Genomic DNA, 12,773 nt, shown 5'->3' on the forward strand with positions numbered 1-12,773 from the left:
CCGGAACCCCGCCCTCGTGCCGCGATTAAATATCGCAATCGTTAAATGCCACATATAAAATATCCCGTGATTTAAATGTTTTAAATGGTCATGACCAGCGACAACCACCCAGGCTTGGATGTGATGGAGGCGGAGCCTGCGCCGTCGGCGCAGCGCGACCCCGAATGGTCCGCGTACGGTTTCGCCGATCGCCGGCGGCTCAGCATCCTCAGCGTCTCGCACATGCCGGCGAGCCCGCCGCGGTTCGGGGCACAGGCGCGCATGCACGGGCTGATGACCCAGCTCGCGCGCCGCCACGACCTCACGGCGGTGATGATGGTCGATGACGCCTTCGACATCGAGGAGTGCCGGCGGGCCATGCAGGCCTATTGCCGCGACGTGGTGCTGGTGCCGAACCCTTACGGCCGCGACGGTCTTGCGAAGCGGCTGCTGCAACTGCGCTCGCTGGTCTCGGTGCGGAGCTTCGACCGGCTGCGCGTGGCCCTGCCGGAATTGCAGCGGGTGCTGGATCGGGTGCTGCGGACCACGCGGTTCGACGTCGTCAATCTCGAATTTCCCTATCTGGGCCACTGCCTGTTCCGTCAGGCGCCGGCCGGCGCGCCGCCGCCGCGGCTGATCATCGACTCGCATGAGATCGCCTACGATCTGGCGCGGCAGTTCGCCGCCACGGGCGCGAGCCTGGGCCGTCGTCTCTACGCCGGTGCGAACTGGCGCAAGCTGCGCCGCGAGGAGATCGCGGCCTATCGCGAAGCCGATGGCGTCTATCTCTGCAGCGCGGACGACGAGAAGCGTCTGCATGACGACATTCCGAACGCCCGCACTGCGGTCATCCCCAACGCCGCCGATGTCGAGTTCTATCAGCCGCGCAGCACCGACCCCGCGCCCGACGGCCGTACGCTGGTCTATTTCGGCTTGCTGTCGACGGTGCCCAACATCGATGCGGTCACGCATTTCGTGCACGACATCTGGCCTCGTATCGCCGCCCGGCACCCGGATGCGCGCTGCAAGATCATCGGCGGCCGGCCGCCGCCGGCGTTGACGGCGCTGGCCGGGCCGCGGATCGAACTGACCGGCTTCGTGCCGGACCTGCGGCCGCACCTCGCCGCGGCAGCGGCGGTGATCGTCCCGCTGCGGCTCGGTGGCGGCACGCGGCTGAAGATCGTCGAGGCCATGGCGATGGGCAAGGCGATCGTCTCGACCAGCCTGGGTGCCGAGGGCATCGAGGCGATGCCCGGACGCGACATCCTCATCGCAGACGAGCCCGACGCCTTTGCAGATGCGGTCAACGGGCTGCTCGCCGAGCCCGATCTTGCGGTGCGGATCGGCGGCGCGGCGCGGCAGGTCGCGGTCGAGAAATATGCCTGGAGCGCGGCCGCACAGGCGCTCGAAGACTTCTATTGCGAGATCCTGGAGACCCGTTCGTGATGAAGGCCGTGCTCATCGGGGCAGGGCAGATCGCCCGCCAGCATCTCGCCTGCCTCAACACCTTGCCGGGCGTTCAACTGGCCGGCATCTGCGACCTGTCGCCGGCAACGGCGGAGGCCGCGGCCGAGCGTTACGCCATCCCGTCCTGGTTCACCGATCATCGCACGATGCTGCAGACGGTGCGGCCCGATGTGGTGCACGTGACGACGCCACCGACCTCGCATTTTCGGCTCGCGATGGACGCGCTCGAGGCCGGCGCGCATGTGATCGTCGAGAAGCCCGCGACCTCGACCTTCGACGAGCTGCAGACCCTGACCTTGCGCGCCAAGCAGACCGGCCGCCATGTCGTCGAGGACTACAACTACGTCTTCAACCGGGCGCCGCAGGAGATACTCCGTCGCATCGAGACCGGCGAGTTCGGTGCCGTGACCCATGTCGACGTGCTGATCTGCCTCGACATCCTCGGCCCCGACGGCTTTGCCGATCCGAATTCGCCGCATCCGGCGCTCAAATTGGCGGGTGGTGCGATCGCCGACTTCCTGCCGCATCTCGCCTCGCTGTCGCATGCCTTCGTCGGCCCACACCGCAAGGCGGAGACGGTCTGGAGCAAGCGCAAGGCCTCGCCGCTGCCGTTCGACGAGTTTCGCTGTGTGGTCGAGGCCGAGCGCGGCACGGCGACGCTCGGCTTCAGCGCGAGCGCGCAGCCCGATGCGTTCTGGCTGCGGGTCTATGGCGAGCGGATGCAGGCGACCGCCAATCTGTTCGAAGCGCGGTTGACCTTCGATGGCCCGCGCAACGTGCCGAAGCCGCTGCGCCCGTTCTTCAGCGGACTGGAGGAGGGCCGCGACATCCGCCGCGCGGCGCTTTCGACCTTGCTGCGCAAGTTCAAGGGCCCAGGTGCCTATGAGGGGCTGTGGGAGTGCCTGGCGCGCACCTATCAGGCGCTAGGCTCGGGAACGGCCTTGCCGATCACGATCGAGGACGTCCTGGCCGTCAATCGGATGGTCGAAGCGATGAAGCCGACGGAGCAGGCGGACATGAGGAAGCTGGCGATATGAAAGCCCTGGTCACTGGCGCCAACGGGTTTCTCGGCCGGCATGTCGTCGATGCGCTGCTGGCCCGCGGCATCGAGGTTCGCGCCATGGTGCGTCCGGCGACGCGCGTTGACGCACTTGGCTGGCCGTCGTCGGTCGACATCGTCAGGGCCGACCTGCGCACCTCGCGCGACCTTGTTCGCGCGTTCGAGAATGTGGATGTGCTGATCCATCTGGCGGCCGTGGTCGCCGGCGGCGAGGACGCGCAGTTCGCCGGCACGGTAGGCGGCACCGAGCGGCTGCTCGAGGCGATGGCGGGCAGCGCCTGTCGCAGGCTCGTGCTGTGCAGCAGCTTCTCGGTCTACGACTACACGGCGACCCGCGACATCCTCGACGAAAGCGCGCCGCTGCAGCAGACGCCCGACGTCTACACCCGTGGCGGCTACACCGTCGCCAAATGGTGGCAGGAGCGGGTGACGCGCCGCTACGTCGAGAAGAACGGCTGGGATCTCACCGTGCTGCGTCCCGGCTTCATCTGGGGACGCGGCCACGGCTATCTCGCCGCGCTCGGCCAGCAGATCGGACGCCACCACGTCGTCATCGGGCCGCTGACCCGCATCCCCATGACCCATGTCGAGAACTGCGCCGACGTCTTCGCGCTGGCGGCGACGGATTCGCGGGCGATCGGCCAGACGCTGAACATCGTCGACGGTCCCGGCGAGCGGGTCTGGACTTATCTGTCGGACTACATGCGCGGCACCGGCGAGCGCGGCCTCCGGTTGCCCATCCCGCATTGGCTCGCCAGCAGCATCGTACGGCTGGCGTTTGCGACCGTGTTCAGGCGGGCGACCAAAGTGCCGGCGATCCTGACGCCCAAGAAGTTCGACGCGATGCTCAAGCCGCTGCGCTTCGACAACCGCAAGCTGAGGGAGACGCTTGGCTGGACGCCGCCGCTCGACTACGAACAATGCCTGGCGCGGACCTACGGTCCGCTGCCGGCTGCGGCGCCAGCGCCGGCGTCCTGGTCGTCCGGAACGGCTGCTTCCATTTGAGGGCCGAGATGGTCCTGCGATGCCCGAGGTCTGGTCGCACGCGATCTCGCGCGCGAGGCCGTTCCGTGTCGTCGGTCGTTTTGACGTCGCGCGTCTCAAACGGAATGTTCTGATGTGTGGCATCGCTGGGATCATCGGACGGGTTGACGACCACAACCGCGCAGCGCTGCGGCGGATGAACGATGCCATGCTCCATCGCGGTCCGGATGCCGGGGGAGTCTGGACCTCGCCCGCGGACGAGCGTGGCTGGGGCGCGCTGCTGGCGCACCGCCGGCTCGCGATCCTCGATCTGTCGCCCGCCGGTGTGCAGCCGATGACCGATCCGGTCACCGGGCATGTCATCGTCTTCAACGGCGAGATCTACAATTTTGCCGACCTGCGGCAGCGGCTGGTCGCCGGCGGCCAGCAGTTCAGCTCGACCGGCGATACCGCGGTGATGCTGCGCGCGCTCGGCCTGCATGGGCCGGAGGCGGTGGCGTGGTTGCGCGGCATGTTCGCGTTCGCCTGCTGGGATCCGAAGGAGCGCCGGCTGCTGCTGGCGCGCGATCCCCTCGGTATCAAGCCGCTGTACGTCGCCCGCGCGTCGAAACCCGACGCGGGCTGGTCGGTGGCCTTCGCATCCGAGCTGCGTGCTCTCCTGGCATCCGGCCTTCTGGGCAGGGCCCAGCTCGATCCACAGGCCGTCGCCAGCGGCGTCTGGAACGGCTTCGTGGTCGGTCCCGGCACGGCGGTGAAGGGCGTCGAACTGCTGCCTCCAGGCCATCTCACCACGTTCGACGGCGTCGGCAACATCATCCGCGATGAGGATTTCTGGTCGATCCCGGAGCGGGCTCCGGACCCGACGATGGACGAGGATCAGCTTGCCGAGATCCTCGAGGAGGGGCTGAGGCTGCATCTCGCCAGCGACGTGCCGCTCGCAGTGTTTCTCTCGGGCGGCATCGATTCCTCGGTCATGGCCAATCTGGCGCAGCGCGCGGCTACGGGTCCGATCCACACCTTCACGCTGGCTTTCGAGGAGCAGGAGCTGAACGAGGGGCCGATCGCGCGCCAGATCGCCGCCGCCATCGGCACCGAGCATCACGAGGTGGTGCTGACGGAGCAGCACTTCGTCGACAACCTCGATGCCGCGCTCGACAGCCTGGACCAGCCGACCTTCGACGGCCTGAACTCATACTTCATGTCGCACGCCATCCGCGGCGCAGGCTTCACGGTGGCACTGTCGGGGACCGGCGGCGACGAGCTGTTCGGCGGCTATACGTCGTTTCGCGACCTGCCGATCCTGCAGCGATGGTCGGAGCGCACGGCCTGGGTGCCGGCCGGCGTCAAAGCCGCTGCGGCGAAGCTGGCCGTGCAGATGCTGTCGCCGTCGCGCGGCACGGTGGCGCCGCAGACACGCTGGGCCAAGCTCCCGGAGATGGTTCGACGCGGCGACGATCTTCTGGCGCTCTACCAGATGGCCTATGCGCTGTTCCTGCCCGGTTTTCAGCGCGAGCTGCTCGCGCCTGATCTCGTCGATACGCTGACAGATGGGCTGCCGGCCGCGATGAGAGCGAAGATCACCGCGGAGACGCGCGCGCGCACTCCGCTGTCGGCGATCAGCGTCATGGAGCAGCGCCTGTTTCTCGGCGAGCGCCTGCTGCGCGACAATGACGTGGCGAGCATGGCGGCCTCGCTGGAGCAGCGGGTGCCGCTGGTCGATCAGGTGCTGTTCGAAAGCGTCGACCGGCTGCCCGATGCGACGCGCTACGCGCCGCTGCGAAGCAAGGCGATGCTCAGGCGGATCGGCCTGCGTGGCCTCGATCCGTCGCTGTTCGACCGGCCGAAGAGCGGCTTCGTGCTGCCGCTCGATCGCTGGATTCGGCGCGGCCTGCAGGATGCAATGGACCGGACCCTGCGGGACCCGCAGGCCGTTGCGCCGGCGGGGCTGGACCCCACGGCCGTGGAGCGCCTCTGGCGCGCCTTCCTCAATGGGGCGCCGGGGATCTATTGGTCGCGCATATGGTCGATCTACGTGTTCGTGCGCTGGTGCCACCGTCACCGCGTCTTCCGCTGACGCGCGATCGACATCACGAGAATCGGCCGCATCGAGGCGCGCGTGCTCAGGCCTCCGGCATGACGACTCCGCCGCACACCGGCACGCGAACGCCGGTCACGAAACCGGCGAGGTCCGAGGCCAGAAACGCGATCATGTTGGCGACGTCCTGATCGTAGCCGCGCCGTCCGAGCGGCACGGACCGCTCGTAGAGCGGCTCCACCTCGTCACGGTCACGACGGTCCTTGTCGGAGACGACCCAGCCCGGGGCGACCTGATTGACCGTGATGCCATGCGGTCCGAGCTCCCGCGCCAGGGACCGCAGCATGCCGTCCATGGCGCATTTGGCCGCCGTGTAGGGCGCGCGATTGGGCAAGGCCAGGCTCGTCATCTCCGTGCCGAGAGAAATCAGACGTCCCCATTTTCGCTCGATCATCGGGCCGGAAAACACCCGCGCGGTCGCCCAGGCCTGCAGGACCGAGGAGCGAAACACCTTGTCGAACTGGTCGGGCGTCTGCTCGACGACGGGACGTTCGTCGTACCATGTCACCGCATTGTTCACGACGATGTCGACAGGGCCGAGCACACCCTCGGTGACGCGGCGCATGGCCTGCACATCCTCGAGCTCGGCAACGTCACCCGAAATGGTGCAGGCGTGCTGCGGCTGGAGCTCGTTCAGCTCCTCGCACAGCCTCTCCGCAGCAGCGCGCGCCGTCAGATAATGGATGGCGACCTTTGCACCACAGGCCGCCAGTGTCCGGGCGATCGGGCGGCCGAGCTCTCCCGCCGCTCCCGTGACCAGCGCGACCTTGCCCGAGAGATTGATCTGGAGCGGGGACCTCAACGGTCGCAGTGCCGGATCGTCCGGCAGGGGACCGAGCGTATGTCGTCGAATTCGTCGTGCAACTGCGCTCGCGATCCGCATCCACCCGTCCCCGAAAGTATTCATTGGTCGGGGTCGCAGTATTAAATGCGGGACTAATTATTTAAACTGCACAATTTGACGCATTTGTGCAGCAGGCGATGGAGCGGTGCCGATGCGCTCAGGATGCGCGCGGCGTCGGACTCTCGGCGAGACGGTTGCCGAGCCGCCAGTCTGCGCCGGACGCGTCCTGCGCTGCTCTCGCAGCAGGCGCCGGCCTGAACTTGCGCCGGAGCTGTCTGAAATACGGCTCGATGAAGCGCTCGATCGCCGCCGCGTAGATGACGGAGATCAGGAGCGCGAGCGGAAACAGCAGATAGGGCTTGGCAGCGATCGCGGGCAGGTTCTTGTCGATCGTCCGGATCACGACGTTGTGGACCAGATAGATCGCATAGGAATAGGTGCCGAGCGTCATCACCCAGGAGCGGTTGAGATGACGAAACAGCGGCGCGTCGGCGAAGCGGACTGCGAAGTAGAACAACGGCATCAGCGCCAGCCCCTGAAGGCTGTAGCGGGCGGTCTCCCGGAACACCGCATCACGGTAGACCAGCGAGACCAGCAGCGCCGCCGCGGCGACGGCCAGCAGCGCCCATTGCGCCGCCGACATCCGCCCCGAGGCAGAGCGCTGCCGCACCGGGTTCATGACCAGCGCCAGAATGCAGCCATAGGCGATCGAGTCGATGCGGGTGTCCGAGGCGTAATAGGTGCGGTCGGAGAAGAACCCAGGCGCATGCACGAGATGGATGCGCCAGGCGAGGACGCCGAGGCAGACGAGCCCGAGCAGCGCGCCGATGGTGCGCGGCCGCAGCGCCGATCCGAGCAGCAGCGTCATCAGCAGGGGATAGACGATGTAGAAGTGCTCCTCGACCGCGAGCGACCAGAGAATGCCGGTGCCGTCGGGCACCGTATTGCCGGGATCGAAGAACAGACCGTAATAGTTGGCGAAATACAGCACCTGGGCCGCCAGGCCCTTGACGGTCATCCCGCCGTCCAGCAGGCCGGCGGCGGTGAGGCCGTAGGCGATCGCCAACGACAGCAGCAGAGGCGGCATCAGCCGGAACACGCGCCGCGCATAGAAGCTGGGAACGTCGAGCGCGCCGGTGCGCTGATGCTCGGCCAGCATCAGCGTGGAGATCAGGAAGCCGCTCAGGAAAAAGAAGATGGTGACGCCGAAGCCGCCGGGGACCAGGGCCTGAAGTCCGGAATGACCCAGGACCACGATCAGCACCGACAGCGCGCGGATGCCGTCGAGTGATGGAATGAGCGGGGATGCGCTGCCCGGGGCGTTCGTGCTGCGGGACGCTGCTGGCGCGGTCGCCTCGCCGCCAGGCGCCGTTATCGGCGGCACGGCGGAAGCGGCACGAAGGCGGCTGAGCTCGAGAATCTTGGCCATGCTGTCCAGACGGGGTCGGAGAAACACGTAGCTTCGTCGTCGTCGTGTCAGTGCCGCGGCGATCGGCCGCCGAGCGTCATCGCGTGTCTGCCGCGGCGTGGCTGGCCCGCCAGAGTTGCGCCCGCTCCGCGTTGATCCGGGCCGTGGCGGCGCGCTTGCCCAGGCGCAGGCAGGCATGCTGATAGGCGCGGAGGAAGCGGCGGAATTCGAGATCGTCGTAGCGCGGCAGGCCCGTCAGCCAGCTCCGGAAATAGCCCCACAGCATCGCGGTGCTGCCGATCAGGGCGGGATAGGCCGGCAGGTGATAGACCGCCACCGCGAGCTGATACAGCGGCGACGTTCCCATGAAGTACTGGCCGAAACCCTTGCGCAGCCGTCCGGTCCAGATGCCCTTGTGACTGGCGCCCTGCGGCCGCAGATGGATGAAGCGCAGCGCTTCGGTGTCGATGCTCTCGGCGATCCAGCCGAGCATGCGGCAGCGGTGGCAGTCGATGCCGTCCCACATGACCTGGCGCACGAAGCCGCCGATCTCCTGGAAGCAGGCGACGCGGTAGAACTTGGTCATCCCGACCGACATCTCGTCGCCGCAGACCTCCGGCTCCAAGGCGCCGGTCTGCGGGTGGACGAACCACGGCTTGCCCGAGGTGGTCCCGACCCGCGGATCGCTCTCCATCCGCTCCATCAGCAGCTCGAAGTAGCGCGCAGGCAGATCGAGGTCCATGTCGAGCTTGCAGAGATAGTCGAAATCCTCCAGCCGCACGCTCTCCAGGCCGGCATAGAATGCCTCGATCACGCCGGGTCCGACCTTGCGTCCGCCGCGGTCGGCGCGGCGGATCACGCGCAGATAGGGCAGGCGCTGGGCGTACTCGTCGAGAATGGCCGGGGTGTCATCGGTCGATCCGTCATCCACCACGATCCACAGCGCCGGCGGCGCCGATTGCGCAGCGACGCTGTCGAGAGTCCGGCGGAGATATTGGGCCTCGTCCCGGCAGGGCGAGATGAGCAGGTAGCGGCGCGATGGCGTCACGTATCAAATCCCTTGCCGAAGGCGGAAGATTGGGACGAAGCTCTGCCGAGCAGGGCGTCGCCGGCCGCCTTTCAATAAATTAAATCGTGAATTAATATTATGTCATGGCGCGTGTCAAAGTCATGGTGTTTTTAAATCGGCGCCCGTTTTGGCTGTGTGACCGGTCCTGCGAGAGGTTCCCATGGATGACATCGGCCTCGTGATCCCCGGCTGCACCCAGGCTTCGTCCCGGCCGGTCGCGCGCGTGACGCGCCGGATCGACGCCGCCTGCATCCGGGCGCTGTTCACGGCAGCGCTTGCCCTGCTGTTCCTTCGCGGCGTTGCCGCGGCCGCCGAGCCGACCGCGTCCACCGGGCCGTCACTGGCCGGCAATCTGCTGCCGGTGGAGCGTCTCGCCGCCTGGAATCCCGGGCTGATGTCAGCCGGCGGTATTCCGAACCGGACCATCATTTACCGCACGCTGTCTCCGAGTGGGAGAGACGACAGCAGCGCGATTCAGGCTGCCTTGACCGCTGCACCCGCCGGCCAGGTGGTGATGCTCGGCCCCGGGACGTTCATCGTCAACGAGCCGCTCCTGATCAGCCGGCCAGTGACGCTGCGCGGCGCCGGCGCAGGCGCGACCAGGCTGGTGAAAACCAACGGTGCGCGGGCACGAACGCCGGTCGTGATTGCCGGCACCAAGGGAATCCTGACGCCGGTCGACCCGAGCTCGTACAGCTACGACGCCAAGCCTGTCATCATCGTCGGACCTTCGCGCTGGAACAATGGCCCCGACAGCAGCGCGTCGCAGGACCTGTTGGCGGACGGCGATCAGGGGACGTCGACCGTCGCCCTCGCCAGTGCCGCGGCCTTGAAGCCGGGCGATTTCGTTCTGCTCGACGAGGTCTCAGGCGCATCGTGGCAGGCGACGCCGGCGGGTTTTCCAGCGGGAGCGAAGGTCTGGCAAGGCGACCGCGTCGCCTGGAACATGCACTATCCGGTTCAGCCGGGCGACGACAATGCCGGTGCCAATGCCGGAGGTCCCTATGACCAGGCTCCCGGCGTGTTGCCGAAGTCGATGTCGTGGTTTGCCCGGACCGACCGGGCGACCGCCGAGATCAAGGAGATCGCCTCGGTGACCGGCAGCACGGTGACATTCACCTCGCCGCTCACGATCAGCTATCGCCGGGATCACCAAGCGCAGCTCACGCCTTATAGCACCGACCCGAACAGCGGTCGCCACGCCGCCAACAATCGCGACATCCACGTTGCCAAGGTGGGCGTCGAAGATCTGAGCATCGTCGGCGGGGCGGACGGCGCGTTGCGGTTCGAAGCCGCTGCTTATTCCTGGGCCAGATCCGTCGAGGTGACGCAATGGCTCGGCGAGGGCGTGGCGATCGACAATTCGTTCCGGGTCGAGCTCCGCGACTCCTACATCCACGCCGGCTCGTGGCCGCAGCCGGGCGGCGCCGGATACGCGATCAGCCTGGCGACGGGCTCCTCGGAGGTCCTGATCGAGAACAACATCCTCGTCGACGTCTGCAAGAACATGGTGTTCCGGTCGTCCGGCGCCGGCAGCGTCGTCGGCTATAACTATGCCGACGACTCGTTCGATTTCGACAATCCCGGCTGGGTCGAGGTCGGCATCAACGCGTCGCACATGGCCGGCGCCCATCACGTCCTGTTCGAAGGCAATCTGTCCCACAATGCCGACAGCGACTACACCCATGGCAACGCGATCTATCTGACCTTCTTCCGCAACCATCTCACCGGCCAACGCCAGCGCTTCGTCGATCGTTCGGGCGTTCGAGCCGTCGGTCTCGCCTATGGCTCGTGGTGGGATTCGTTCGCCGGCAATGTGCTGGGCCGACCTGGACGCATGAGCGGTTGGAGCTACGACGATCCATCGATGCGGGCCGGAACGGCGGTTTGGGGGCAGGGCGGTGTCGGCAACGTCTGGGTGCTTGGCTACGACCCGGAGCGATGGACCATGGCGCCTGATCCGAAGACGCTGACCACGGTGATCCGCGGCGGCAATTTCGACTATCTCACCGGCAAGGTGGTCTGGACGGACGCTCTCGCGGCGCAGCCGCTGCCGGCGTCGCTGTATCTGAGAGCCAAGCCCGGCTTTTTCGGCAGTCATCCGTGGCCCTGGGTGGACCCAACCGGGGATACCAAGCTGCATACGTTACCGGCCAAGGCGAGATTCGATGCGGGCGCGCCATTCGCGGCGGCGCCGGGATCAACGCAATAGCGCTGGCGTGACGCTTCAACGGGCCTCCCGTCAGGTGCGGACGCCGAGCCGTGGCCGCCAAGCCGGCCGTGTACGGCTCCAACGAGCCGACCGCCTGTTCGCCGGCTGAGCGGCGGGCATGCTCTGTTGCGACCTCCGCCAGTATCGCGCGGCCTCGACCGTGACGAGCACGAATACCACCCAGGTCACGTCGAACGCGCGCAGCCACAGGGTTTCGAGCAGGTTATAGAGCATGACGAACAGCGCGACGGATAGCAGGATCCACGCCCGCTTGTAGTCGTGCTTCATCACGCGGCCGATGACGTGAACGGTGGCCGCCAGAAACACGAGGAGAAAGGCAAAACCGACATAGCCCAGTTCCAGCATCGCATCGTAGTAGCCGTTGTGGGAGTTCGGCATGGCCTTCACCCAGCCGGGTGCATCGGTGATGCTTGGTGCGTCGGCACCGACCAGCCAGAAGCTCTGATAGCCCCATCCCAGGAGCGGCCTCTTCGCGATCTCCAAGTTAGAGAAGGCCCATATGGTGGTTCGGCCGGTGAAGCTGGAATCACCCGTCAGCAGATAGGCGATGCGGCTGGTCGTGAAGCCCGCGAGCTCGCCGACCACGAAGTAGCCGAGGATGATCGCCACCAGGATCAGAAGCGGTGCAACCCGCAGCGTTCTCGCAAGCGCCAGCGTCAGGATGGCCAGGATCGGGGCGACCAGAGCGAGGCCGAGCGCGGTCTTCGAGCTCGAGAAGAAGATCAGGACGATGGCACCGACGGCAACGACGATCCCGAGCGCGCGGCGCGTTCCGGGATAGAGCAACTCGTGAACCGAGAGCAGGAACGCAATGGCGGCAAACTCGCCCAGCAGGTTCTTGCCCGAGAAGTAGCCCTGGTAACCGATGTCGACCAGCGCGTTGCCGTACTGCGCGTAGGTCGCGTAACCGCCGGGGATCAGCAGAACATTGAGGATCACCCCTGCTGCAAAGCAGAGGAACACGCCGCGCAGGATGTCGGCGCTCGGCCTCGATAGCAGGGCGGGCAGCACGATGGCGGTGAGGACCATCGCTTCCTGGACGAAACGGACGAAGGCGAATTCGGGTTTGAATGCCCACGCGATGCTGGCGCCGGCCAATCCAAAATAGACGCAGAGACTGATGATGTTGGGCGCAGCGGCAAGCCGCTCGCCGCGGGCGAGGCGTTGCATCGCAACGACGATGGCGATGGCCGCGAGGACAGGCCAGAAGATCCGGTTCTCGATCCGGCTCTCGAGCAGGCCCTGGAGCCCGGGCGACGGCGGGAAGCCAAAATAGATCAGCGGCTGAATGAGGGACGAGTAGGCGAAGGCGAGGACCGGAATCAGCGCACAGACATCGAACGTCCCCGCGGAGGCGCGCGGCCCGGCCGACATCGACGTCGTCGCTGAAATTCTCGGCATCGATCTCACCAGGATATTCGAACGGCGCGGCCCCGGCAGCCGCCGGGAATACCGTCCGTGAACATTATCCGGAGATGCAATTAAATAAAAGGACTTCGACGTGCGCCGGGAAGATATTGCTGCAGCCGCGCCGCAAATCTGCCCTGGCATTTACAAATAAACCGTATTAAATAAATGGTATGATTTAAAATTAAATAGTGGCTTTTGGGTCGCACGTTATTCGGTCGGGGAGG

Annotated in this window: 9 protein-coding genes; 5 read left to right on the forward strand and 4 right to left on the reverse strand. The window is 66.4% G+C overall.

The window, feature by feature from the left end:
* Positions 1–90: 90 nt before the first annotated feature.
* The 4 genes from QW861_RS26375 (at position 91) to asnB (ending at position 5,564) form a co-directional block, all read left to right on the forward strand.
* A complete protein-coding gene (locus QW861_RS26375) occupies positions 91–1,425 on the forward strand; it encodes a glycosyltransferase family 4 protein (protein ID WP_316164862.1) in 1,335 nt (444 codons plus the stop codon).
* Positions 1,425–2,483, forward strand: coding sequence for a Gfo/Idh/MocA family oxidoreductase (locus QW861_RS26380; protein ID WP_315752499.1), 1,059 nt, complete (start codon positions 1,425–1,427; stop codon positions 2,481–2,483). Before QW861_RS26375 ends, QW861_RS26380 begins: the two co-directional genes overlap by 1 nt.
* On the forward strand, positions 2,480–3,511 hold the full coding sequence (locus QW861_RS26385) for an NAD(P)-dependent oxidoreductase (protein WP_315752500.1): 1,032 nt from the start codon (positions 2,480–2,482) through the stop codon (positions 3,509–3,511). The genes QW861_RS26380 and QW861_RS26385 overlap by 4 nt, the downstream gene beginning before the upstream one ends.
* A gap of 112 nt (positions 3,512–3,623) precedes the next feature.
* Positions 3,624–5,564, forward strand: a complete 1,941-nt coding sequence (asnB, locus tag QW861_RS26390) for an asparagine synthase (glutamine-hydrolyzing) (protein ID WP_315827759.1) — start codon at positions 3,624–3,626, stop codon at positions 5,562–5,564.
* Between the two features lie 46 nt (positions 5,565–5,610).
* Here asnB and QW861_RS26395 read toward each other — a convergent pair whose 3' ends face one another.
* The 3 genes from QW861_RS26395 to QW861_RS26405 form a co-directional block, all read right to left on the reverse strand.
* A complete protein-coding gene (locus QW861_RS26395) occupies positions 5,611–6,387 on the reverse strand; it encodes an SDR family NAD(P)-dependent oxidoreductase (protein WP_316170937.1) in 777 nt (258 codons plus the stop codon).
* Positions 6,388–6,586: 199 nt separating this feature from the next.
* The gene (locus QW861_RS26400; RefSeq protein ID WP_316170936.1) at positions 6,587–7,858 is read right to left on the reverse strand and encodes an acyltransferase; all 1,272 of its coding nucleotides are present in this window, start codon (positions 7,856–7,858) and stop codon (positions 6,587–6,589) included.
* A gap of 76 nt (positions 7,859–7,934) precedes the next feature.
* The gene (locus tag QW861_RS26405; RefSeq protein ID WP_316170935.1) at positions 7,935–8,885 is read right to left on the reverse strand and encodes a glycosyltransferase; all 951 of its coding nucleotides are present in this window, start codon (positions 8,883–8,885) and stop codon (positions 7,935–7,937) included.
* Between the two features lie 181 nt (positions 8,886–9,066).
* On the opposite strand from QW861_RS26405, the gene QW861_RS26410 reads away from it, so the two are divergent.
* A complete protein-coding gene (locus QW861_RS26410; RefSeq protein WP_316193680.1) occupies positions 9,067–11,118 on the forward strand; it encodes a glycosyl hydrolase family 28-related protein in 2,052 nt (683 codons plus the stop codon).
* A gap of 30 nt (positions 11,119–11,148) precedes the next feature.
* Here the strand turns inward: QW861_RS26410 and QW861_RS26415 are convergent, their stop codons facing one another.
* A complete protein-coding gene (locus tag QW861_RS26415; protein WP_315717405.1) occupies positions 11,149–12,690 on the reverse strand; it encodes an O-antigen ligase family protein in 1,542 nt (513 codons plus the stop codon).
* Between the last annotated feature and the right edge of the window lie 83 nt (positions 12,691–12,773).

This window comes from Bradyrhizobium sp. SZCCHNRI1029 (assembly GCF_032487555.1).
Lineage (GTDB): Bacteria > Pseudomonadota > Alphaproteobacteria > Rhizobiales > Xanthobacteraceae > Bradyrhizobium.